Source organism: Anaerotruncus colihominis (assembly GCF_010206195.1).
GTDB classification, from domain to species: Bacteria; Bacillota; Clostridia; order Oscillospirales; family Ruminococcaceae; genus Anaerotruncus; species Anaerotruncus colihominis_A.
Map to the genome: position 1 here is coordinate 124,519 of NZ_VIQT01000019.1, position 23,034 is coordinate 147,552.

Annotated in this window: 19 protein-coding genes and 1 pseudogene; 4 read left to right on the plus strand and 16 right to left on the minus strand. The window is 53.0% G+C overall.

All coding sequences use genetic code 11. The annotated features are described in order from the left end of the window. Window positions 1-307: 307 nt before the first annotated feature. The 4 genes from FMM72_RS13535 to FMM72_RS13550 all read right to left on the minus strand — a co-directional run bounded on the left by FMM72_RS13535 (window position 308) and on the right by FMM72_RS13550 (window position 6,372). A complete protein-coding gene (locus FMM72_RS13535; protein WP_162221719.1) occupies window positions 308-1,537 on the minus strand; it encodes an FUSC family protein in 1,230 nt (409 codons plus the stop codon). 78 nt (window positions 1,538-1,615) lie between these two features. After that, entirely contained in the window at window positions 1,616-2,761 is a 1,146-nt protein-coding gene (locus FMM72_RS13540) for a hypothetical protein (protein WP_162221720.1), read from the minus strand. 101 nt (window positions 2,762-2,862) lie between these two features. After that, window positions 2,863-4,206: an RNA polymerase factor sigma-54 gene (rpoN, locus tag FMM72_RS13545; protein ID WP_162221721.1), complete on the minus strand. Its 1,344-nt coding sequence runs from the start codon at window positions 4,204-4,206 to the stop codon at window positions 2,863-2,865. Window positions 4,207-4,458: 252 nt separating this feature from the next. After that, entirely contained in the window at window positions 4,459-6,372 is a 1,914-nt protein-coding gene (locus tag FMM72_RS13550; RefSeq protein WP_162221722.1) for an NAD(+) synthase, read from the minus strand. 823 nt (window positions 6,373-7,195) lie between these two features. Between FMM72_RS13550 and FMM72_RS13555 the strand changes: the two genes are divergently transcribed. From FMM72_RS13555 to FMM72_RS13565, 3 genes are all read left to right on the plus strand, one after another. After that, window positions 7,196-7,501, plus strand: a complete 306-nt coding sequence (locus tag FMM72_RS13555) for a helix-turn-helix domain-containing protein (protein ID WP_162221723.1) — start codon at window positions 7,196-7,198, stop codon at window positions 7,499-7,501. 46 nt (window positions 7,502-7,547) lie between these two features. Continuing rightward, window positions 7,548-7,958: a hypothetical protein gene (locus tag FMM72_RS13560; RefSeq protein WP_162221724.1), complete on the plus strand. Its 411-nt coding sequence runs from the start codon at window positions 7,548-7,550 to the stop codon at window positions 7,956-7,958. Between the two features lie 168 nt (window positions 7,959-8,126). Beyond that, entirely contained in the window at window positions 8,127-8,375 is a 249-nt protein-coding gene (locus tag FMM72_RS13565; protein WP_162221725.1) for a helix-turn-helix domain-containing protein, read from the plus strand. Window positions 8,376-8,770: 395 nt separating this feature from the next. Here FMM72_RS13565 and FMM72_RS17225 read toward each other — a convergent pair whose 3' ends face one another. Continuing rightward, on the minus strand, window positions 8,771-9,007 hold the full coding sequence (locus FMM72_RS17225; RefSeq protein WP_162221726.1) for a helix-turn-helix domain-containing protein: 237 nt from the start codon (window positions 9,005-9,007) through the stop codon (window positions 8,771-8,773). Window positions 9,008-9,250: 243 nt separating this feature from the next. Beyond that, entirely contained in the window at window positions 9,251-9,598 is a 348-nt protein-coding gene (locus FMM72_RS13575) for a helix-turn-helix domain-containing protein (protein ID WP_162221727.1), read from the minus strand. A 259-nt stretch (window positions 9,599-9,857) separates the two neighbouring features. On the opposite strand from FMM72_RS13575, the gene FMM72_RS13580 reads away from it, so the two are divergent. Next, on the plus strand, window positions 9,858-10,382 hold the full coding sequence (locus FMM72_RS13580; RefSeq protein WP_162221728.1) for a hypothetical protein: 525 nt from the start codon (window positions 9,858-9,860) through the stop codon (window positions 10,380-10,382). A gap of 368 nt (window positions 10,383-10,750) precedes the next feature. Here FMM72_RS13580 and FMM72_RS13585 read toward each other — a convergent pair whose 3' ends face one another. From FMM72_RS13585 to FMM72_RS16995, 10 genes and pseudogenes are all read right to left on the minus strand, one after another. Further along, on the minus strand, window positions 10,751-11,992 hold the full coding sequence (locus FMM72_RS13585) for a HipA domain-containing protein (protein WP_243151642.1): 1,242 nt from the start codon (window positions 11,990-11,992) through the stop codon (window positions 10,751-10,753). Between the two features lie 280 nt (window positions 11,993-12,272). Next, a complete protein-coding gene (locus FMM72_RS13590) occupies window positions 12,273-12,734 on the minus strand; it encodes a low molecular weight protein-tyrosine-phosphatase (protein WP_024731055.1) in 462 nt (153 codons plus the stop codon). 91 nt (window positions 12,735-12,825) lie between these two features. After that, window positions 12,826-13,212: pseudogene (locus tag FMM72_RS17620) on the minus strand (DUF1016 N-terminal domain-containing protein); the annotation flags it as partial. A 256-nt stretch (window positions 13,213-13,468) separates the two neighbouring features. Then, window positions 13,469-16,588, minus strand: a complete 3,120-nt coding sequence (locus FMM72_RS13600; RefSeq protein WP_160209931.1) for a type III restriction-modification system endonuclease — start codon at window positions 16,586-16,588, stop codon at window positions 13,469-13,471. 13 nt (window positions 16,589-16,601) lie between these two features. Beyond that, the gene (locus tag FMM72_RS13605) at window positions 16,602-18,548 is read right to left on the minus strand and encodes a DNA methyltransferase (RefSeq protein ID WP_162221729.1); all 1,947 of its coding nucleotides are present in this window, start codon (window positions 18,546-18,548) and stop codon (window positions 16,602-16,604) included. Between the two features lie 207 nt (window positions 18,549-18,755). Next, window positions 18,756-20,396: a recombinase family protein gene (locus FMM72_RS13610; RefSeq protein ID WP_160209933.1), complete on the minus strand. Its 1,641-nt coding sequence runs from the start codon at window positions 20,394-20,396 to the stop codon at window positions 18,756-18,758. Beyond that, window positions 20,393-21,136: a recombinase family protein gene (locus FMM72_RS13615; RefSeq protein ID WP_162221730.1), complete on the minus strand. Its 744-nt coding sequence runs from the start codon at window positions 21,134-21,136 to the stop codon at window positions 20,393-20,395. The genes FMM72_RS13610 and FMM72_RS13615 overlap by 4 nt, the downstream gene beginning before the upstream one ends. Continuing rightward, a complete protein-coding gene (locus FMM72_RS17230; RefSeq protein WP_243151644.1) occupies window positions 21,136-21,441 on the minus strand; it encodes a hypothetical protein in 306 nt (101 codons plus the stop codon). Before FMM72_RS17230 ends, FMM72_RS13615 begins: the two co-directional genes overlap by 1 nt. 143 nt (window positions 21,442-21,584) lie before the next feature. Then, window positions 21,585-22,727, minus strand: coding sequence for a recombinase family protein (locus tag FMM72_RS13620; protein WP_243157817.1), 1,143 nt, complete (start codon window positions 22,725-22,727; stop codon window positions 21,585-21,587). Window positions 22,728-22,853: 126 nt separating this feature from the next. Further along, window positions 22,854-23,018 (minus strand): hypothetical protein, encoded by a 165-nt coding sequence (locus tag FMM72_RS16995; protein ID WP_164488661.1) that lies wholly within the window; start codon window positions 23,016-23,018, stop codon window positions 22,854-22,856. Window positions 23,019-23,034 lie beyond the last annotated feature (16 nt).

A 23,034-nucleotide genomic window follows, 5' to 3' on the forward strand; every position in this document is an offset into this window, starting at 1 on the left:
TATAACACTTCCAACATTTCTCATCAAGGGCTTGCTTAAGAATAGCGGGATTGCCGATGCATTATGCGCGGTATGTAAATACAAAAGCCTATTTCATGACGCGCGCAAAGCTCCCGCAGATTTTTTGCGCAACCTGTAAAGCAGCTGACAATGCGGATACTGAAATCGATCTCAGGATACTTGGCCATCACGCCCTCAAACACGCCTTCGACCCAAAGGGCATCTTCAATCCGCACAAGGTCTGTCAATCATAAACAAAAAAGGGCGTGGGAGCCCCGGCTCCCACGCCCTTTTTTTACAGTCCGCCTCACCGCGGCGCGCGCTGGTGAAACGCGCGCGCCAATGTGCGCGCAAGCGCGGCGCCGTTCTCGCCGGTTGGCTGCGCGACTGTCTGTACGGACGCCGCGCCGCAGCGCGCCCGCAGCGTTTCAAGCGCACAATGCGGCGTGGCCTGCACGCTTGAAATTTCCAGGCGTGTATACCCCGGACATCCCCGCGCCGGGACCGCGCGGACGCGCAGATATTCCGCCTGCGGCAGCGCCTCAACGGCGGCGCGCAGCGCAGCGGCGGCTCCGTCCGTCTCAAGCACGGTAATCATCAGCGCGCCGCAGCCGTCCGGCAGCGGTCCGCAGACATACGCCTCGTGCGGGCTGGCATAGAGCTGCTCATAAAATGTTTCCTCCGCGGGATTCAAAAAATCCCCATAATAGACGTGCATCATATCGCGCACAACACTGTAAATAAAGCATCCGCGCCCCGCTTTTTCAAACGCGGCGGCCACAGCGCGCGCAGCCTGCTCCGGCATCGCGCGCAGGCCGGAGTAGCGCGCGCTTTTGACATCGTACAAAGCTGCGCCATCGAGACACACGACCGGCAGGCGCATCTGTACACCGTCCAGCAGCGGCAAAAACGACGCCGGCGTCCGGTCCGTCACAATGGCGATGTTTGCCCCGCGCTCGGCAAGCTGGGTCAAACGGATACGCGTATAGGCCGTCATGCGTCCATCTTTCCCAAGCAGCCCGCCGTCGAGCGCGCATGCAAATACGACATCCCGGCGGCGCGGCAGCGGCAGGTGCGCGCTGTTGACCGCCAACGATACGCCGATACCGATCAATGTATCAAGAATACGGTTAAGCGCGAACAGATAGGGGTTAACGTCCATGCCGTGCGAAACCGCGACGCTCATAAAGACCACGCAGGTGATATACGACGCGCTTGTTTCCCGAAGCAGCACTGTGATATAGATCAGCACGATCACCATAAGCGAAACAAGCAGATATTGTACAACCGGCCAGTCCCGCGGCAGAAACGCGCGTTCAAACAGCAGCAACGCCATGCCCGCGCACCCGCCGATCAGCGTACCTACGACGCGGTTGAGCGCAACCTTAATGCTGTTCGATACGTATGGCTGCATACACAGGACAGCGGCGATCGCCGAATAAAACGGCGCGCCCGCGCCGCCGCGCAGCAGGTCGATCATAAAGCACAGAAAGACGGCTACAGCCGACTTAATAATACGCATCCCGATGTGCGGCATAAGGCGCCCCCTTTTGCAAAGCAGCTTGGGTCTGTTTTTAAAATCGGAAATACCGTCTTTTTCCGCAAACAGGCCCGGTCAGCCGTTTATAATAAATGATTCATACCAAAACCCGCCGTCCGGTTGCGGCGCAACCGTCAGCGTCGCCGTTCGGCTTGGGCGGTCCGGCTCGTCATCCGGACCGATTACCCCGGTTGTGATGATCAGAAAGCCGTCCCGCTCCCGCTCGTCGAACGCCCGCGTTGTCCAGCCGCCGCCAAATCCGCCCGGCAGCGCGTAGGCGTCCGCCGCCGCGTCATAAAACTGCGAGGTTTTCAGGAACGCGGCGTCCACCGCGAAATAACGCGTCACCGCGGCCTCTACCTCGGCGGCAGGAGCGACCGGCCCCTGCTCGTACAGCCCTTCAAAGTCGCGCGGCAGTTCCAGAAAATTGTTGAAGGCGCAAAAACCGATCAGTTCATCAGCTGTCAATTCGCTGACCGACGCCCACGTGCGCGACACCAACGCTCCGTTTGGGTTAAGCGGCTTTATATACGTTTCAGTCAGTTCGTCCAGGCGTTCCTGTGTGGCGGACGTCTCAATCTTGGGATAACGCACCCTATGCGACATATACTGAAAGCCCCCGTCCTCCCTGAGCGCGACGGCCAGCGCGCCGCTGCGTATGACAGTCCGGTCGTCCGCAGCACTGTAAACCTCGTAATCGAGCGTCAGCACATCGCCGTTCAGCGCCGCGCCCACGACGCGCCCGGACGCGCCGCCGCCAAGCCCCGTAAATTCGTAGGCGTCCTGCTCCGCGTCATAACGGGCGTGGGCGCGCATCGTCTCCGTCGGGTCCGCGGTGAAAAATTGGCGCACATACGCCTCCGCCTCGGCCGCCGGGAAAAAGCCGCCGCTCTGTTCATCGGGATGCTCCTTTGTCCAATAGACGCCGTAAAAATCGACCAGCGCCCCGCCGTCGATGTCCCGAGGCGTATCCCAGTTCTGCGCGGTCACACCAGAATAAAACGGCTGGCGCAAATATATGTCGGTCAGCGCATTGTAATCGGTCAGATCGATCGCACCGTGCGCGGACGCGGCCGATGAAGCCGCGCCGGCTGCCTCCACAGGCGCTGTGCCGGCGGAGGCAGCCGGCGCCCCGCCCTGCGGCGCACAGCCCGCCAGAATTGCCGCGCAGCAGAGCGCCGTGCAAAACCCGCGCCTGATTTTCAGACTGATTTGATCCATGATGCCGTCTCCTTTTGTCACGTGTATTTTTTCACATGCATATCTGTATCAGTAACAACCAGTTCCAAACGCCAAAAGGGACACGTATGCCTGTTAACCCTTCAACCGCGAGCTCTGCCTGATGAGCCTGCCACACCCATCTCCGCCCGGTATTTTGCGACGGTGCGGCGCGATACGTTAACGCCGTCGGCCGTCAGAAGCCCGCAGAGCGCGCGGTCGCTGAACGGATGCGCCCTGTCCTCGGCATCGATAAGCGCGCGCAGCTTGTATTTGACTGCTTCGGAACTGACCGTACCGCCGTGTTCCGGTCCCTTGACAAAGAAATATCGCAGCGGATAGACACCGTGCGCGCATTGCAGATACTTCCCGCGCACAGCGCGGCTGACCGTCGACTCATGCAGGCCTACGTCACCGGCAATCTCGCGCATGCGCAGAACGCCGAGGCGCTGCGGCCCATAGCGGAAAAAGCGCTCCTGCCTCCGCACAATCGCGCGCGCCACCTCCACAAGCGTCCTGTTCCTATTTTCAATGCATTTGATCACCCAATTGACCTGGTCGATCTTTTCGGAGATATATTGGATGACCTCCGGGTCGGTTGTCTCGCGCGCTATTTGCAGATATCTTTCCGAAAGGCGCACCTGTGGATAAGCGAATTCACAAAGCATCACATTATAATGATCCTCAAAGCCTGTGACCACAATATCAGGCGTGATATAGTGCGGGATGCTATGCGCTCCATAAAGCGCGCCCGGCTTCGGATTGAGCCGGCGGATGCGCGCGATGGCCGCCTCTACGTCCGCGGCGGACGCGCCGGTTTTAGACGCCAGAGCGCCGACACGGTTTTTAGCGATCTCGGGCAGAAAATCCCGTGCCAGCCGGCGCGCGAGCGTATCGGAGGCCGGTATCTGCAAGCAGAGGCATTCCGCCAGATCGCGCGCGCCGACGCCCGGCGGGTCGAAGCTCTGTATAAGCGCGACCGCCTGCTCCAAAAGCGCGCCGGATGCCGCGGCCTCAGCACACATTTGCCCGGGGCTGGTTTTGAGATAACCGTTGTCGTCAATGCAGCCGATCACATACCTGACCGCCGCGGCCAACGCCTTTGGAACGGCCGTCAGCTCCGCCTGCGCCAGCAGATGATCCGCCAGGCTTTCCTCCTGCGGCGCGGGCGTGTTCTGCTCCGGCGTCAGATCGCCGTCGTCATCGTAATAGCCCATATTCTCCTGCTCGCGGCGCGTCTGGTTCTCCAGCCATTCCAGCTTGCGTTGCGCCAGCTTTTCCTTTTGCTCGCGCCGTGGCGGCGGCTCCACCTCAGCGACCGGATTCTCAAGCGCCAGCTCCTTGAGGTATTCCCCAAGCTGTACGCCGTCCATCTGTAAAATGCGCACGGATTGCTCCACACGCGGCGCTAATACTTGATTCTGTTCCAGCCTGACGCCCAGTTCCATGCCCATCCCCGCCCTTTGATCCGCTCTTGATTTCAGGCAGCGCTTTACGAAGCCGGCTCCCTGGCTTTCTGTCCGACCGCAGCGTGCCGGCAGGACGGCGGCCAGGACACGCGCGCCCACACTGTCCCAGTCAGGATAAACATCGTCCCGCTACCACCATTATAGCACCCGCACATCTTGGGCGCAATCGGCAGGCGCCGCATCTGGACAAAGCCCGGCGGCGGTTTTCAAACCGCCGCCGGGCTTTGTCCGTCAGAGCTTTTCCACCTCAGAAATCCACAGCGCAGCCGACGCGTCGCTCGGCATGCGCCAATCGCCGCGCGGCGACAGGGATACCGAACCGATTTTCGGTCCGTCCGGCATACAGGAGCGTTTGAACTGCTGTGCGAAAAAGCGTCTGTAAAAAATGCGCATCCAATAAAGAATCGTCTCGCGCGGGTATGCCTGTCCGAATGCACAAAGCGCCAGGCGCAGCGTCTTGCGCGGTGAAAAGCCCCATCGCAGCATATGATAGAGGAAGAAATCATGCAGCTCATACGGGCCGACCAAATCCTCCGTTTTCTGTGCGATCGCGCCGTCGTCCGGCGGAAGCAGCTCGGGGCTGACGGGCGTATCAAGAATATCACAGAGCGCGGCGCGCAGCGTGTCGTCACACGCCCGACGCGCTTCATACGCAACCAGATGGCGCACCATCGTTTTCGGCACTGACGCGTTGACGCCATACATCGACATCTGATCGCCGTTATAGGTCGCCCAGCCGAGCGCAAGTTCGGAAAGATCGCCCGTGCCGACGACCAGCCCGTTCATCTGGTTTGCGATATCCATCAATACCTGCGTGCGCTCACGGGCCTGCGCGTTTTCAAACGTCACATCGCGCACAGCCTCGTCGTGCCCGATATCATCAAAATGGCGCCGCACGGACGCTGTGATATCGACGCACGAAAACGTGACGCCAAGCCGTTCGCAGATGATCTGCGCGTTGCTGCGGGTGCGCGCGGTCGTACCAAAGCACGGCATCGTCACCGCATGTACATCGGTGCGCGGCCGTCCGAGCAGCTCCACCGCACGCACACAGACGAGCAGCGCGAGCGCCGAATCCAGCCCGCCCGAGATACCGACAACCGCCGTTTCCGCTTTGGAATGGTCAAGCCGTTTTTTCAGCCCGTGGGCCTGCACCTGCAAAATATCGGCACAGCACCGGTCACGCCCGTCCCCCTCGGGCGGCACGAACACAAGCGCCGGGACCGGACGCGTCAGCTTCGTTTCGACAGGCGGCATGGAAAACGGGACCGTCAAAAACGCCTGCGCATCCCTGGCCGGGAAGGTGGTCAGGCGGCGGCGCTCAAACGTCAGCCGCTGCACGTCGATCTCGCTGACCGCCATCGTCTGTTCAAACCGGCCTGTCTGCGCAAGCATCGAGCCGTTTTCCGCAATCATGCTGTGCCCGGAAAATACAAGATCGGTCGTCGATTCGCCCTCGCCCGCATTCGCGTACAGATATCCGCACACGAGCCTTCCCGACTGTCCGGTGACAAGCGCGCGGCGGTAGTCATCCTTTCCGACCGTCTCAACCGAGGCGGACAGGTTTGCGATCACGGTCGCGCCTTCGGCCGCGTACGCGGCCGAAGGCGCGACCGGCGCCCACAAATCCTCGCAAAGCTCGACAGCCAGGCAAAAGTCGCCTATCTCCTCACATTGAAACAGCATCCGGCCGAACGGCACCTCCCCGCCGCCGTAGCCGCGCACCGTGCCGCAGCGACCATCCGGCGCAGGCGCGAACCATCGCTGTTCGTAAAACTCGCCGTAATTGGGCAGATGCGTTTTTGGCACAATGCCAAGCACACGCCCCTGATAGACGACCGCCGCACAATTATAGAGCTTCGCGCCGGACATGACCGGCAGTCCAACGACAATCAGCAGCGCAAGCGCGCGCGTCTGCGCACACAGCGACGCTAAAGCGGCGCGCGCGCCTTCAATCAGCGTTTCGCTCAGGAAAAGATCGCCGCACGTATAACCTGTCAAACATAATTCCGGCAGCACCAGAAGACGCGCGCCACACTGCGCGGCGCGCTTGGCCATATCCACAGCCGCCGCCGTATTGAAAACGCAGTCCGCCACACGGATTTTTGGAGTCGCAACCGCCACTTTGATGAAACCATCCTGCATAAGAACGCCTCCCCGCGTATTGCTGTCCGCCGCAAAAGCGGCGCGGGCAAAAAAACAACGCTGGGCCGCAGCCGCAGGCCGGGTCCAGCGTCATGCCGGCTCATTCGTTTTATATCGATGCAGCCATGCTTTTTTACAGATAAAGTATGGCTCGTTCATGATAGCATATTCCCTCTGTGATTACAAGAGCAACCTGCCTGCAAAAACGGCACAGCCCCAAAAGCCGGAGAGGGCGAAATCACACAGGGCCGGCTTTATAAAGCACACGGACGGCTCGAAAAGGCGTTTCATATATTTTATCAATATCTGATTGTGTGCAGATAACCGCTGCCAAAATGCGCATACATTGTAACAGCGGCCAATTTCTCCGCCAATTTGCAGCCAGAATCCACACAACTTGCCTCAGCCATTCCATAGTTTCTGTTTGAAACATCTATAACAAAATAATATAAGGCTCCAGCAGCGAAGGCGCCTGGATCTTCGGCTGTATTGTCTCCCCCGATGTATGCCGCTATGCAAAAAATAGCAAGCATGTCGCCGTTGGCGCCCCCATCGCTGTCGCCATTGGGCTGTTCAGCCTTGAGGTCATCGGCATCATGACTGCGCAGGCAACGGGCCAGGACGGCTTTGTACCCGCAACAGCCGCGCGCATCAGCCCTCTACCGCGGGCCAGTGCATTTCGAGCAATTTCCCCCACAACGCCGCCTGAATCCGATTGGATTCAGGCGGCGGTTTTTTCGCCTCAAAAAAACCGCCTGCCCCCCATATTATAACGCCGCCGTCCCGCCCACGAAAGCGGTTTCAACAGCGGATGGCCTTTGGCATGATTGTGCAGAAGATGAATCATGTGCCTGAACTTTCCGTTGAGGATATCGTGAAAGATAAGTTGTTGCAGCAAATCTCAGCCAGGACAACCGAGCTAAAAGTTGACATCCAGAACAGCAGTTTTCCGCACTTGCTCCGGTATATGTACTTCTTATTCAACAGAAAGCCGATGAAATTCCTTTCCTCGATCTCCAGTTGTTTTGCTGTTTCTTCGTGGGAAAACTTGACCACGATTTGTCGTTTGTTAAACTGCCAGCCCGGAGACATTTTGGAATATACCCCGGAAGAAGAGCCCCAGTCTTGATACCCGCCTATGGATATGCTATAGTAAAGAAAAGGAGTTGAGCCGGATGCTGGATCAGAACGATTTGCTTGCAATTGCAAAGCTTATGGACACTAAGCTAGAACCTATCAATACCCGCTTGGATACGATGGATGCACGCTTGGATACGATGGATGCACGCTTGGATACGATGGATGCACGCTTGGATACGATGGATGCACGCTTGAATACGATGGATGCACGCTTGAATACGATGGATGCACGCTTGGACAAAATCGAGGAGGAAGCCCGGCACACCCGCGTACTTATTGAAAATCAGGATCATAAAATCAAACTGATCGCCGAGCAGCACAGCGAAATTATTGAAAAGTTGTCTGTCACCAGCGAGGTCGACAGCCTGAAAGGGCGCGTGAGCACCTTGGAAGGCACCGTAAAGACTCATACCACACAGATCATGGAGCTTAAAAAAGCGCAATAATAAACAGGACATCAAATTTACAGGGTGGCGCGCGCCACCCTGTTTTGGATGTTTAAATACATATTTAAACAAGTTTATCAAGGGTCATAACACCCTTGCGACAAAACACGACTGACTTATACAATTATTTCCATAAGCCATTATAAAACGAGGTGGGAGGAAATAATTGTGAAGTATGATGAATGTAGAGTTATTTTGGCATGTAATCTTTTCGAATACCGCACAATCAATGGAATCAGCCAGGAGGAGCTGGCGCTTCGAATCGGTATCGAAGTCAAAAGCTATGCAAAAATCGAACGGGCGGAGGTTTATACAAATTTGAAAATCCTTGATCGCATCAGTCGGGAAACGGGCATGACACCCGCCCAGCTATTGACGCCCCTCTATCAAAACATTCCCCTGGCTTCCAATCAATAAGCCGCAGGCCAAAAGTCCTGCGGCTTGACAGATATTCCTGGTACGGGTATAATAAAAACAAAGAGGCGCTGTCGACAGACGGTTAGCCCAAATAAAGAGGAAAAAGTAACCGCTTCATTTGGTCGTGAGGGCGGTTACTTTTTTATGTATTTCACGGCTTCTGTGATCGCCACGACCAATAAAATCGCGAGCAACAACTCAACCATACATAACACCCCCTTTCGCAAGGGAGTGGCTAACCGCCTGTCGTTTGCGACAGCGCCAGCCTTATTTTACCATGTACCGCCCTTTTTTACAAGCTGCAATCCACATTGCCACATTGAGCGCCATTTTGGAAACAAAAAAAGGCCACGGCACACCTTAAAGGTTCGCTGTGGCCTTTTTGTCTGTTGATCTTAATCTCCTACAAGCCACTCCATAGAAACATTCAATGCTTTCGCTAATATGCGTAACTCCGCATCGCAAACGTGGCGCTGATTCTGCTCAATTCTGGAAATTGTTAATTTCGTGATATTAGAAGCACCCATCAGTTGTATTCTGCGTGCCAAATCCTCTTGCGTCATGGGAGGTTTCTGTAAAGCTCGGCCTAGGCGGACACGATCTGCACAAAGATTGCCTTTTATAATGAACATACTTTCTCATCTTCAACTCTTTATGTACAAATTTCTATATATAATTGATTTTATTTCAAAATAAGATATAATAGGTAATTAATTAGATATTTAATATCTAATTAAGATACACATAAAAATATTTTCTTGTTATGAGCATAAGAATATTCATCATATCAGTAATCAGAGATATTTTTTGAAATAAGAGCTTTGAAAAGCGCGTAGGTTATAAATAAAAGACCCACACAAAATAGTGTGAGCCTTTTACAAATTGGTATCATATCCGCCAAATTTGAGAACATCTCTAATAATATTTTCCATTTCAAAAAACCGATTTTCATCCAAGGTTTCCAACAGCCCCATCAACTCATGCCGTTCGAAGTTGGTTACCATACCTGTCAACAAATAATCTGTACTTATATTTAGCGCCTTTGACACTTTAATAATACTCTCAGCTCTTATATTTTTCAAACCAGTCTCTACACTGGCAAAAAATTGTTGAGTCAAACCAGCAAGTTCTGCTGCTTGCGCCTGTGTTAAGCCGAGCTGGTTTCGTCGGGTCGCGATCCGACGGCCGATCTCAACGGCCAATTCATTTTTTTCTTTTCCCATAAAACCACCTCTATATTTTGTGATTATAGAGGCTTTTTTACACCTCGTAAATTGCCATTTGTTGTTATAAAACAATTAAAGGCAATATAGAATTTGATTCTAATAAATTTGCGAAAGGTCGATAAAAATGGATGTTGGAAAAAATAACGGATCAAGCCCAACAAAAAGCTTTGTGATTATTAGCGGTCTCGACAGCATCCGGGGTATTATAGCGCAGGAGATTGAGCGCCACACGTTAAAATAGAAAGGGGGCCGCGCAATGTCTCAAAGACATCTAATCACAGAAGAATTTATAGAAGGTATATTGGGCGAGCTTTCCTCTATAGTGATACCCTATCAGAAACGGTATTCCCCTATCTATCGAGAGTATAAGGAGCATTATCATTCTTCCTGCCTCTGTCTCAAAAAATACGACCTGCGAGGCAGCTATTCTTCCGTCACAGATGCTTTTATTGATTATGAAGAACTCATCAACGATTATTATCTTGCACAAGGTTTTCTGAGCGCAGCTGGGGATCTGCTCGAACAGATTGTTAAAACAGCCGGTCTGAAGCAAATTCCTGGCCATGCGGATAAGGAACAGAAATTGATACAGGTTTGCCAATCATTTATAAAAGAGCTTCCGCCAGAGGCGCGCGAGGAAGTTAACAAGCAGTTTGAAAGAAGAAAACGCGCCATTGAGGATTCCCAGGAATACTATTATTTAGCTGGATATGAAATCATGGTTACATTGCTCAAACGGGCGGGCTATACCGTGTCCGAAGCGCCCTTTTTCGGAATATGAAAAAAGGCGCCAACCCTTCAGCCTGTTGGCTGAGAGATTGACGCATTTGGCACTCTGATTTTTGCTGGGTATGAAAATAGCGCCCTTTTTGAAAAATCCCATTTCAAAAAGGGCGCTGTAGATTTCTAAAGAATTTGGGGGTTCAAATCCAGCCAGCTTCTGTGAAACCCCCATTTGGATCTTTTGTTTTACCTCTGAATTTTGAGGGCAAAAACCCCTGAAAAACCCGATACCACCGGCATTTCTGCCGATGGTATCCAAAGTGGGCATTCTTTTTGGCAAGCTTGCCCAGTTTGGAACCACCTTGACCTTGTGCATTCGTTTTGGACATAAGAAAAGGTCTTGTCTGCAAAACGACTGATTCAAATTTACATTCCCATTTTCGGGGTATAGTCCTCTGCGATGTTTTCTTCCACATCATCCTCTGTAGTGATCTCTGCGAGGTTCGGCGCGTGCGTCAGGGCGATCTCACGAAGCGTCTGTACCCGGCCGACTGCCGCAGAAGCGATGGCAGAGATTCGGCTTTCATCGATAAATTCACCGTTCTTCTCATCAGACAGCACTGCTGTAATCATGGATTCTACATCCTTCAGATTCTCAAAGTCGATCCAGTCAAAGGACGAAACCAGCTTGAGCTGCTCGGCATGGTGCTTTTTAAAGGGTTTGCAGGCGATATCCCGTCCAGCACGAATCTGCGCTGCCACTTTGTCGTAGCCCAGCGAGGAGCCGCTGTCGAAAATAGGGGCGAACCCAAGCCATTCCAGTGTTTCGGCATTGCGGAGCAAGCCAAAATTGTTCAAGTGCCGATCTTCGTTGGCGATGATATAATCAAGGATGATCATCCGATCGAGGCTTGGCACAACATTCGGCGCACCCAGCACCTTGCAGCAATTCACAAAATGCTGATAGACCGAGGTGCTGTTTTCCTTTTTCTGTGTCTGCATAATCCGCCATGCGCTGACCAGCTCGGTATCTGCTGTGACGAAGTCCTCGCACACACTGTAAGGAGCGTCCTCTTTCCACATTACTGTGTAGGGGATATGATCGATGCCCAGCCGTTCCATGATCCCCGCAGCGATAACCTCGTTAAAAGGCTGCTGGCGGAACGGGTTGCTGCCGCCTTTGATGAGACAACGCTTACCGTTCAGGATTTTCCATCTTTTTTTTAGACAGCCGTCTGAGGTATTGTCGGGCGAACTGAAATCGAAACCGTCCGCCTTTTTCTGTGTGCCGAACAGCACATCGCCCATATCGTCCGAAAATGGGTTTTCAAAGAAATTGATTTGATCCCATGTGAGATTCGAGTTTTCCGGGTAAATCCAGTATTGATCGGAGAGGCTTAAGCCATAGCAGCGTACCAGCAGCATTTTGGTGCTGGTCACATCCAGCGTTTCCAGCGCCTCTCGGATTCCCGAACGGCTGGCGGGGATGGAACGATCTGTCCACCATTCGTTTAAGGCAGCGCGGTCAACGATCCCTTTGTTCACAGAGACACCGACGGGCAAATGTTCGGGTTGAAACACCCTGTCTATTTTTTGAATAAAGCTGGTCGTATCATCGAGCAGCAGTTCCGCCACAGCGATGCGCTTGTGCATCAGATTACATTTCATCGGTATCCCTCCGTTCTCGTATAATTTTTCATATTAGTGTACCATAAAACAGTGCAAACAGTCAATACGGCAACCGCTTTCTTCATAAATTGTAAAGCGTTTCCCACACGTCAAGGAATTCAATCGTGTTTCTGTTATGCAGCCAGTTTTGAGTGATATACCGCGGATTGCCACTATCTTTGGATTTTTGCGATATCTGTCAAGCTAAGACAATCGTCCCGTTTGAGAGCCCGCTGCACATTGATTTCCGTTCCATGAACAACCAATTTCTCAATTTTTGTTACGCTTCCCTGCGGTTAATTCTTTCAAGCAGCCCCCGGCATCCAGCCTCCACATCCCGCCAGGTTGTTTCGAAATCGCCGGTGTACCACGGGTCGGCTACATCGCCAGGGCAGTCGGTATAGTCCAGCAGGAGGTGCATCTTGTCCGCAAAGTCCCCGCCGCAGATCGTTTGCATATCGCGCAGGTTCCGGCGATCCATCCCAATGAGCAGGTCGAACTTCTCGTAGTCGTGGTTTTGCAGCTGTCGGGCCGTCTTGCCGGTACAGCTGATCCCATGCTCGGCCAGCTTCCGTCTGGCCGGTGGATAAACGGGGTTGCCCAACTCCTCCCGGCTGGCAGCGGCGGATTCGATGAGAAATTCTTTTTCCAGCCCGGCCTTCTTCACCAGGTCTTTCATAATAAACTCCGCCATTGGGCTGCGGCAGATGTTGCCGTGGCAGATAAACAGTATTTTGATCATGTACCTCGTTCTCCATAGTTTCATTTTCCTCCTCAGTATAGCATGAAGAGAGAGGACAGTCGAGGGAGAAGATGTGTTCTTTTGCAGAAATCGCATCAATCAGCTGCTTTTTCGTCCATCCACATCTATGGACAGCTCGAATATACCAGCCCATTTCCTCCAGTGTCAGGCCGGACTCCAGGAGCACCACATTCTGCGTCCAGCTGATCCTCATGGCCTCACCCAGCAGGGCAAGGCTATTTTCATAGGCGCGGTAAAACTCCCGCATCCGGCGCAGGTTGCGCGGGGAAAAACCGGACGCATCCGGGTACTTCGCCCGCAGGTATTCCGCCGCGGCGACTGCGGCGCCTTTCTCGGCCCTGTCATAGACAATCCTGCCGATCCCGCTATACAGATCCATCTGCGGCTGTTCCTGTTCCATGAGGTTGTCCAGCGCGGTATACATGGCGCTGTAGTCGATCTCTTTTCGGATGTTCATTCCGGTTCTCCTCCTATCGTAAGATTTGCGGACAGTTTTAAGTGAGTCCGCTTAGTTCATTTTTGAATATCAGTAGGCTATGAGATATCCGTGATACAATAGCTGTAGGACAAATACAATCCATGTGGAATAGAAAAGGGGAACTGTTGACACATGCCCCGCAGCTGTTCAGTACAGCTGCGGGGCATGTGTGTATTGTGGGGGAATAGTAGAGTTTACTTGACAAGCGATGTCATTCGAAACCGCAGAAATTGGATTAGATATTGCTCGCCTTAAAATCTTTCCATCTGCTTGCGGTGTGCAGCTCCGCGCCGCTGTCAACGGCCTTAAAATGCGCTCTGCCGCAACGGATTTTCAAACTCTCACGTCCGCGTAAATCCAACTCGTTTGTGCTGCCCTTTGTTTCAAGAATAAAATACAGCTTTTTCATTCCATCTATCTCAATATAAACAGCCCAGTCTGGATTATACGTGCCTATGGGCGTGTCCACTTGGAAGCGGCTTGGCAGCTTGAAAAACATCTTTACGTCCGGGTCGTCGTCAAGGTCAAGGGCAAAGCGGTTTTCTATCGCGCTGTCATAAACGATATAGTCATATACGCTGTGGTCTACAGCTACGGCATTTCGGTCAAGATTTGCGATAAGTTCCGTGCTGTCGAAAATCTCCTGCACATAGTATTCTGCGCCGTACAGCTTCTTATAGCTAATACCGTCTATTGCAAGGGAATAGCAAGCGTCCCGGATAATTTCGGCGGCATTCTCAATGAACATCTGCGGATTATTCAAAAAGTCCTGCCCCCGGCCGCTTTGCTTCAAGATTTCCGCTATCACGCTGCGCCGCGCCAGCGTCTGTCCATCAAGGATAGCAAGGATATTCGGCAAAGAAGGATAGCTGTCCGCAAGGTCGGCGGTCTTAATGCCGCGCTCGGTGTAGGTTACGCCGGGGTGGTCGATTTGAATATCTGCGGTCTGCGTAACAATCCGCGCTTTGGGTATCGGCTCCATGCTCTGCAAGGCGGCGACGCTGCGGCGTATCAGTTCGGCTTCATCTATCTGGACGCGGTATGTGGTCTTTTGCTTTACCTTGTCCCACAACTCCAAAAACTCCGGCGATACGGTAACTTCCTTTTTCAGTCTTACCGTAACGTCGCGGGAAGCGTCCCGGACAGGCGGCCTTGTGTCGGCTCGGCGTATGGTGGTCATAAGCTGCGCCCGCGCCGTTTCAAACTTCGGGGGCAAGTCAAGCGTCCCGTCCCGCATGGCGGTTTTCATGCTGTCTTTGATTTTGCCGGATTTCGTGATATAGCCCTTATTTTCAAAATGTGTCATAAGCTGCTGCGCGTCGTCGTAGGTCAAGGCACTTTGGACGACAACGGTTTTTTGCGCGGTAAGCTGCGTAACCGCTGTGGGGGTAATGTCCCCATCGCGGGCGATCACCTCAATGGCCTTTTTCTTCGCTGCTTCAAGTTCTTTCGGCAGTTCGGGGGCGGCCTCCGGCGCGGGCGCGTCGGTCTTAATAAAGCCCTCGCCCGCAAGGTGGGAAATAAGCGTTGCGGCCTGCTGTTCGGTCAACGGCTTTTCCTCGGTCTTGGTTTCCTCAAATACCATGCCGCTGAACAAATCAAGCTGCAAAATGCCAAACTTCACGCCCGTTTCTTCCTCAATCTCTTTTTGCAGCGTGTCGGCAAACTCCGCAAAACTTTCATTTGCCATAACGTGCAGCAGATTGATATTCCTGTCCTCAATACGTTCCCCATCTTGGTTGACGCAAAGACGCAAGCCGCGTCCCACCTTTTGCCTTGCGGTCAAGGTGCTTTTCTGCTCGATAAGGGTACAGACTTGAAAGACATTCGGATTGTCCCAACCCTCTTTTAGCGCGGAATGAGAGAAGATAAAGCGCAAGGGACAATCAAAGGACAACAGCCATTCTTTATCTTTCATAATGGTGTTGTAGGTGCTGTAATCGTCCTGCGTGTCGCCTTTGGTGTTCTTATAGTTGCCCTTTTTGTCCTGCGAAAAATATCCGTCATGGACGCGCTGCGCGTCGATGGTGAAGCGTTCCCGCAAGGGAGCGTACTTTGGCAAGCCCATCAATTCGGCATAGAGTTCTTCAAACATCTGCGCGTAAATGCCCTTGCCGCCCTCGGCCTCGCGGTATTTCTTTACTTCGTCGATGAAGAACAGGGACAGCACTTTGATACCCTTTTCGGTATAGCGCAATTCCTTATCCAAATGCGCCTCAATCGTCCGGCGTATCTGCATACGCTTAATAAGGTTTTCGTCTATGTCGCCTATGGCGCGTCCCAGCCGCACAACATCGGTATTGGATAATTCGATTTGTTCCATGTCCGGCGTACAGTCAATGCCGGAAACGGCGTAACCCTCGTAAATCCCGCGATTGCCGGACAGTTTATGCAAGTCCGCGCCCGGTTTGACGGTAACGGCCTTGCGGCCCACTTTCCCGTCTTTTCCTGCAACGTCGATTTCAAGCCGCGCCTTAAATCCATCCTCAGGGGAAACGGAAAGCAGCTTGACATACGGCCTGTTAAAGCCGCCCGCCGCTTGGTTGCTCGATACGCATATCTGCTTAACAAGCCCCATTTGGTAAGCGTCAACAGGGGTCAGACGGTAGAGCAGATTGACTTTTTCCCTGTGGGTAGCAGAATAGCGGAAAACGCAAAGGGGCGCAAGGGACGCGATAGCGTCCTTTGCCTTTTGGGTGCTGTCCACGCTCTGCGGCTCGTCAATGATAACGATGGGGCGGGTGGCCTGTATAAAGCTGATGGCCGCGTCGCCGTTCAGCTTGTCCTGCTGTTGATTGATCACATTTTCAGCCTTGCGGAAAGCGTCGATATTGATAATCATAATTTCAATATTCGCGCTAGTGGCAAACTGCCGCACGTCGGACAGCTTCGCGCTGTTGTAAATGAAATAGCGGCAAGGGGCGTTGTCATAGAGCGCGGAAAAATGCTCCTCTGTCGTCTGCAAGGATTTATAGACGCCCTCGCGGATAGCGATGCTCGGCACAACGACGATAAACTTCGTAAAGCCATACAAGCGGTTTAACTCGTAAATGGTTTTGGTGTAAACATAGGTCTTGCCGGTCCCGGTTTCCATCTCGATAGAAAACTGCCGCCCCTGTAAATCATCGGTCTGTGGCAACAGGTTTTTCCGCTGTACTGCTTGCATATTTTCGATGATGCGCCCGTCGTCGATGTAAAGGGCATTTGAAACGCCCACGCTTCCGAACAGCTCCATTTGCCCGCCGCTTCGCTCCATGCTGAAAGTGGAAGTCTGCCGCTGTTGCCCGTCAAAGAGGGCGCAAACCGCATTTACCGCGTCAGTTTGGAAGTCCTGTTGCTTAAACTTTAGCTTCAAAATGCCGCCCCCTTTACACAGTCTTTAACTCAATCCCCTTGTTTTCCAATAGGTAAAAGGCGTTGGCTTTTGTGCTGCTGTCCGCAAGGCTGTGTCCAGCAAGGACAACCTTCTGCGGGGACAGGGCGGCCATTTGCTTGATATGCCCGGCGGTGATACCCGGCTGCAAGCAAATGAGCATTTCGCCATTATCCACCTTGTAAACGGTCAGTCCGCCCACATCAATAGCGGCAAGATCAGCGCTCAAGGGATAGCCCATCTTCAAGAGGATTTCAAAGATTAAGTCCTCGTCGCCGCGGTCGGGCTTGAGGCCATCGATGTGTCCGTCGATGCGGTCAAAGAGTGTCGCAAGATCGCCGTCCTCAATGGGGGTATCGTCCCACAGCTTCATGTTGGATGTGTCTAATTTGAATACCTTAAAGCCCACGTCAACGGGCTGCTTATCCCTGTCAAGCGTTTCAAGGATTTTCTTTCCGGCGCGGCGGATACGCTCCTTGCCGATCTCACAAATGTTTTTATACCCGGCCTTAAACGCTTCACTTTTCTCGCCGCACACTTCGGGAAGCTGCACCATGATAAAGCGGCGGTTGCCGCCATCCTCGGAGTTGAGCTGCATGACGGCGTGGGCGGTGGTTGCGCTGCCGCTGAAAAAGTCAAGGATTATGTCGCAATCATCTTTTACAGTAACATATTCTACAAGTTTTTTAATATCATCAATGCTTTTGGGATTTTCAAAAACCCGCCTATTATCGAATATGGCATTAAACGTTTGGGACGCTGTTTGTGCATAACTAAAATGCACACTACGCATAACCTCTTTATCTGCTTCAAAAAGATTAGTCCTTATGCGTGGTGTAGTCGTTTCGTCTTGTCCAAATACAACTCGCCCGCGATCAATTTCTTCTTTCATTCTCTGCGGATTTGGGTAAATCCAACCTCTCGACGGTACTTTACAAGGTTTATGAGTAACAGGGTGCATAACGTCATATCGCGGCCCACCACCACCGGGCCAACTAATATTTCCATCATCACGATATGGGCCTTTTTCGTCAACCCTTGTAAAACGCGCCAATGATTTACGCGGGTCGTCCTTATCCCATGAACTATATAACAATTTCAAGCCCTCGTTTACTTTTCCCCAGTCGTCATCATATAGTTTTCTCAATCGTTCAAACTCGGCCTTAACTTCTTCTATGCCCTCTTTTGTCATTCTCAAAACAGTGCCGCGTTCATTCATTGTCGCTGTACTTTTGAAATAGACAAGCATATATTCATGTCCAATAGAAAAATATTTTGCGTCATTTTTTCTATTCTTGTCGTATACAAGGCAAGCTATGAAGTTTTCTTCCCCGAATACTTCATTACATAGCTTTTTGAGATTATCCAATTCTACATCGTCAATGGAGACGAAGATAATCCCATCGTCCCGCAAGAGGTTAGCGGCAAGTCGCAGGCGAGGGTACATCATGTTCAGCCAGTTTGTATGATAGCGTCCCATTGTTTCAGGATTGCTTTTTGTGGTCTGCTGCGTAACCTCCACATACCGCCGCATGGGGTCGGAAAAATCGTCCTCATACACAAAATCGCTGCCCGTATTATACGGCGGGTCTATGTATATCATCTTGACTTTGCGGAAGTAGGATTTTTGCAGCAGCTTCAACACTTCCAGATTATCGCCCTCTATATAGAGGTTTTGGGTTGCATCAAAGTTGACGCTCTCTGCCGGACAGGGGCGCAAGGTGGCCGTACTGCGCCGCTGCGCCAACCGCAAACAATCGCTTTTGCCTTTCCATTTGAACTCATATTTCTCAAAATCGTCTGTGATATATTCCCCGCAAAGAGAAAGCAGCTTGTCAATGTCCAATCTGCCCTCGGTGAAGCACTCCGGAAAAACAGATTGCAAACGGGCCTTGTTTTCAGCCTCTATATCCATGCTCAAACCATCTACTTTATCAGTCACGTTTCAGTCCTCCAACTTGCTTTTTGCAGCCCTTTTGTTTAGTATAGCACGAAGAGAGCGGGCAGTCGAGGAATGAGAGATGTTCTCATTTAAAAATTGTATGAAACATAGGCCATAGCAAAGAAAAAAGCGGCAGGCTGCCGCCCTTTTCTTTACTATGGAGTGCATTTAAAATCGCCATGGGCGTCTCCAGCCGCACAGGCCATATCAGTTTCTCTCCTTATCCAGTTCCTGTTCGAGCTCTATGCCGCCATACAGACGGACGCGGATTCTGTCCTCGGAGAGCACCGTCACCGTATCCACCAGCTGGCGGATCATGCTCTCGTCCCACTCGGTGATTTCCGCCGCGCCGGTACTCAGGACGTCCATCGCATGCGCGATCCGTCCGTTTGTCGCCGAATCGCTCTGCTGCTGGTCCAGAAGGTATTTCCTCTGTTCCTTCAGCCTGGCCGCTTCCTCATTGATCCTCTGGAAACTCTCCGCGTATTCCATAAACCCATCCGGCTTTTCTCTGGACCGCTGAAACATGGCCTGGAACTCTTGCTCCAGCTCTGCCAGCCTACGGTCGATGTCCGCCATACTCATCGTCCCGCCAGGCAGAGACAGCAGTTCTATCCGCATGGCGTCGGTGATCTGCCCGGCCAGCTCCTCCTTTTTGCTCATCACCGAGTTGAGGACGGCGAGAATCGCCCTCTGGAGGGGCTTCTCATAGATGGTTGGCGAGTGTTTGCAGTATTTCGTCCCATAGTCCACCCGGCTGGCGCAGCGCCACACCGCCCATTTCTGTCCCCGCTTGTTCCACATGCAGCGGCGGTAGAGGGTGCCGCAGCCGCCGCAGACCAACCGCTCGGTGAGGGCGTATTTGCCGCTGTAACAGGAACGGCCAGTGGAGGTGTACCGCTTGTTTGGGGTGCGGCCGGCGTTTCTCCTGGCAAACTCAGCCTGTACCGCGTTGAATTTGTCCCGGCTGACGATTCCCTCATGGTGATTTTGGATGAGGTACATGGTGAGCTGTCCGGTGTTTTTGATGGTCCTTTTGCTGATGCAGTCGCTCACATAGGTTTTCTGTAACAGCACATCCCCGCAGTATATTTCGTTTTTGAGGATATTTCGGATGGCCGATTCCGACCAGCTTTTCCCTCCAGCCGCGGCTGGGATCTTGTCCCCCTCCAGCTCGGCCTTGATCATGCGGATACTGTGTCCCATGAGGAAGCTGTCGAAGATCTGCCGAACCACCTCCGCCTGCTCGGGGATGACGCAAGGCTCGCCGTCCTCGCCACGCTCGTAGGCATAAAGGCATTTGTATTGGAAGGTGACCTTCCCCTCCCGCATGGCCTGGCGCCTGCCCCATTTGATATTGGCGCTCATCGATTCGCTCTCTGCCTGAGCGAACGCGCCCATTAAGGTCAGCAGCATCTCGCTTTCTGTGTCCATCGTATTGATGTTCTCCTTCTCGAACACCACCGCGATGCCCAGCTCCTTGAGAGCGCGGACGTATCCCAGGCAGTCCACCGTATTGCGGGCAAAGCGGGAGATGGACTTGACCAGTATGAGATCGATCTTTCTCTGCCTGCATTTGCGAATCATTTTGAGAAATTCAGGGCGTTTGGCGGCGGAGGTGCCGGTGATCCCCTCGTCCGCAAAAATGCCCGCCATCGTCCAGTTGGGGTTCTTCATGATCATATCGGTGTAGTAGGCTTGCTGGGCCTCGTAGCTGGTGAGCTGCTCCTCGTCCTTGGTGGATACCCGGCAGTAGGCGGCTACCCGCAGCTGGCGCTGGGCAGCCCTGCCCTTTGCCGTTTCCGGATGGGCGGGGATGACAATGATATTTGGGGCTGTTTCGGTCATGATATTTTGCTCCTTTCGATGATCTGTTTGTTTTTCAGCCGCAGCCCCACAGCCCCATCCGGTCGGATGAGGACGGCGGACGCGATGCTTTTTAACAGGTCGTGTGGCGGCATCCCGCTGGTGAGAGCCTCTTTGATCCGCAGGGTTTCATAGTCCTCCGAACCGATGGCGTTCAGCCGGGCGGCGGCAAGGGCGTATGCGGTGCGCTTGGCGTTTTCCTCCCCCATCGGCTGTTGGCTCATGATGACGTCCAGCTCTTGACCGAGCCGTCTTTCTTCCTCTGGACTGACCTTGACAGGAGAGGGAAACTGTACACATTCCGGCTGCCGGATCAGCCGGTCAAGGAGTGTAAGCACTTCCTGTTCCATCTGTTGCATGGCCTTCTGGCCACTCAGCCGGCGCAGCGTCTTTTGCAGTTCGGTTGGCTGAGAGGCTATCTGTTTGGCTGCCCTCTTTGCGAGTGCGGCATTCATCAAGTCTTGCTCAATAATCAGCGGAAAATCCTTTTCCCCGACATACCGCTTGTCCTCCAGGATTCGGGCGACCATATTCTTGTTCCATTGGGTTTGCGGGTTGTATGCTACCGGCTGGCTGTTCAGCTTCCCGGTGAGCCGCAGGAAGGACGCCCCGCGGATGTAGTCTGAGAAAATCTCTTTGACCAGCCCGGCCTCCTGCTCCTGGATACAGATTTTGCCCATCCGCATAGCGTATCCAAATGGGAGTTTCCTGTTTGCTGCCATTACCGCACCGTCCTTTCAATCTTCTCAGTCAGTTCCAGCCCATTCTTTAGGATGAACCGCAGGCTGGTACTGCTCTCCGCAACAATCTTCTCTACCAAATCCCCGAAAATCTCCCCATCGAACTGGGACAGGTATTCGGGCGCCGATTCCAGCATTTCCAGCAGTTCCATCGTTTTCGGAATGCTGTTGTCGCCGACCGCCGCCAACAGCCGTCCCTTCTCCTGTTTTGCCGCAATGAGCTGCCGGGCCAGCTCATTGCGTTGGGAGATAAAAATATCAGGATCTACAAGCCCGCATTGATTCATGCGGGACAGTGTATGGTCCTGATCAGTAAGGTTACAGATTCTTTTGTTCAGCTCGATGATATCCTCGCTCCAGAGCAGCCTGTGTTCCCGGATCGTCTGGAGGTTGGAGAGCAGTTCCCCGATGATGGGTTCGCCGTGCAGCTTCAGCTTGTGGTAGAGGCGCAGGAAAGCTGCATGGATTTCCCTTTGGGGGATTTGGGTGATGGGACAGTTGTCTTTGCCGCGGTCATGATTCCGGCACCCCCAATAGGTGATCCCCCCGTAGGTTTTTTTCGAAACATTGTACCGCACGCGCCGCAGTAGATCTTTTGAGCCAGCGGGTCATTGGCAGCTTTTCCTGCGGTAACTTTTTCTGCCCGAAGTTCCAGCAGCTTTTTGGCGGCATTGAATATCTCTCTGTCGATGATGGCCGGATGGCTGGCGGTACGATAATACTGATCCCGTTGCCCAAGATTGCGCTTTTTTTGATGGGGAAACGAATCCGTGGTATACCTTTTCTGGAGGAGCGAGTCCCCGATGTATCGCTCATTGCGAAGCATATATGAGATGGTTGTATGTTGCCAGCGGTCTTTTCCATCCCTGGTTTTCACTCCAAGTGTGGACAACCACTGCGCGATCTCATCCTTGTTGTCCCCTTGAAGATACCGGCTAAAGATTTCCCTTACAATTTTGGCCTCCGGCTCATAAACCTCCAATGTATTTTCGTGCAGACGATATCCAAAAGGCGCTTTGCAGGTGATGAATTTCTCGTTTTCCATTCTGTACTGATAGCTCCACCGCTGGTTTTCGGAGATGCTCTCGCTCTCCTTCTGCGCGATGGCGGCGAACATCGCCGCCAGCAGTTCGCCGCTCATCTGCGAGGTGTCGATGTTCTGTTCCTCGAAGCAGACCCCCACCCCAATGGCTTTCAGAGAGCGGATGGTTTTCAGGCATTCCTTGGTATTGCGGGCGAAGCGTGAGATAGACTTTACAAGAATCCGGTCGACCCGCCCTCTGCGGCAGTCGGCGAGCAGCCGCTGGAACTCCGGGCGCTTTTCTATTGAAGTCCCGGAGATGCCCTCGTCGGCGTAGATATCCGCCATCGTCCAGCTTCCGTTGCTGGAGATGAGATCGGTGTAGTAACGGGTCTGCGCCATGAAGGAGTTGAGCTGGTCGCTGGAGTCGGAACTGACCCGGCAGTAGGCCGCTACCCGCAGCTTTTGGGCTTCCGGCCTCTTTGCCGCCTCGATGACGATGACTTTCCTTTCCTGCAGCGCCGAGCTGCCCTCAGTTTTGTGCCTGCTCATGGTGTTCACCTCCTTTCAGCAGTATACATTACCACACCTTGCTTTTAATAGCTACCCAAAGGGAGAAAAATACCTGCCAAAGTTTTTCCCTCAAAATGCGGGAAAATATACATAGGGGCCGGCTGGCTATGCCGCCTGTTTTTTGTTTCTGAGAATAATGTCCGCGCCCATCTGTGCGGCGATCCGGGCGGAGATCTTCTTCAGCTCCGCTTTGCTGAATCCGTGCTGCTCCAGTATGCGGAGAAGGTTTTGGATGCCGCAGTAGTCGATGTTGATTTTTGTCTGATCCATAATAGTTCCCCCTATA

Excerpts from the sequence above, each read along its gene's own strand:
- FMM72_RS17225 (WP_162221726.1), bottom strand. The coding sequence starts at position 9,007 with ATGTTCATTATAAAAGGCAATCTTTGTGCAGATCGTGTCCGCCTAGGC.
- FMM72_RS13535 (WP_162221719.1), bottom strand. The coding sequence starts at position 1,537 with ATGCCGCACATCGGGATGCGTATTATTAAGTCGGCTGTAGCCGTCTTT.
- FMM72_RS13580 (WP_162221728.1), top strand. The coding sequence starts at position 9,858 with ATGTCTCAAAGACATCTAATCACAGAAGAATTTATAGAAGGTATATTG.
- FMM72_RS13615 (WP_162221730.1), bottom strand. The coding sequence starts at position 21,136 with ATGGCAGCAAACAGGAAACTCCCATTTGGATACGCTATGCGGATGGGC.
- FMM72_RS13550 (WP_162221722.1), bottom strand. The coding sequence starts at position 6,372 with ATGCAGGATGGTTTCATCAAAGTGGCGGTTGCGACTCCAAAAATCCGT.
- rpoN (WP_162221721.1), bottom strand. The coding sequence starts at position 4,206 with ATGGAACTGGGCGTCAGGCTGGAACAGAATCAAGTATTAGCGCCGCGT.
- FMM72_RS13540 (WP_162221720.1), bottom strand. The coding sequence starts at position 2,761 with ATGGATCAAATCAGTCTGAAAATCAGGCGCGGGTTTTGCACGGCGCTC.
- FMM72_RS13590 (WP_024731055.1), bottom strand. The coding sequence starts at position 12,734 with ATGATCAAAATACTGTTTATCTGCCACGGCAACATCTGCCGCAGCCCA.
- FMM72_RS13560 (WP_162221724.1), top strand. The coding sequence starts at position 7,548 with ATGCTGGATCAGAACGATTTGCTTGCAATTGCAAAGCTTATGGACACT.
- FMM72_RS13620 (WP_243157817.1), bottom strand. The coding sequence starts at position 22,727 with ATGAGCAGGCACAAAACTGAGGGCAGCTCGGCGCTGCAGGAAAGGAAA.
- FMM72_RS13555 (WP_162221723.1), top strand. The coding sequence starts at position 7,196 with ATGATTGTGCAGAAGATGAATCATGTGCCTGAACTTTCCGTTGAGGAT.
- FMM72_RS13610 (WP_160209933.1), bottom strand. The coding sequence starts at position 20,396 with ATGACCGAAACAGCCCCAAATATCATTGTCATCCCCGCCCATCCGGAA.
- FMM72_RS13575 (WP_162221727.1), bottom strand. The coding sequence starts at position 9,598 with ATGGGAAAAGAAAAAAATGAATTGGCCGTTGAGATCGGCCGTCGGATC.
- FMM72_RS16995 (WP_164488661.1), bottom strand. The coding sequence starts at position 23,018 with ATGGATCAGACAAAAATCAACATCGACTACTGCGGCATCCAAAACCTT.
- FMM72_RS13585 (WP_243151642.1), bottom strand. The coding sequence starts at position 11,992 with ATGAAATGTAATCTGATGCACAAGCGCATCGCTGTGGCGGAACTGCTG.
- FMM72_RS17230 (WP_243151644.1), bottom strand. The coding sequence starts at position 21,441 with ATGAATCAATGCGGGCTTGTAGATCCTGATATTTTTATCTCCCAACGC.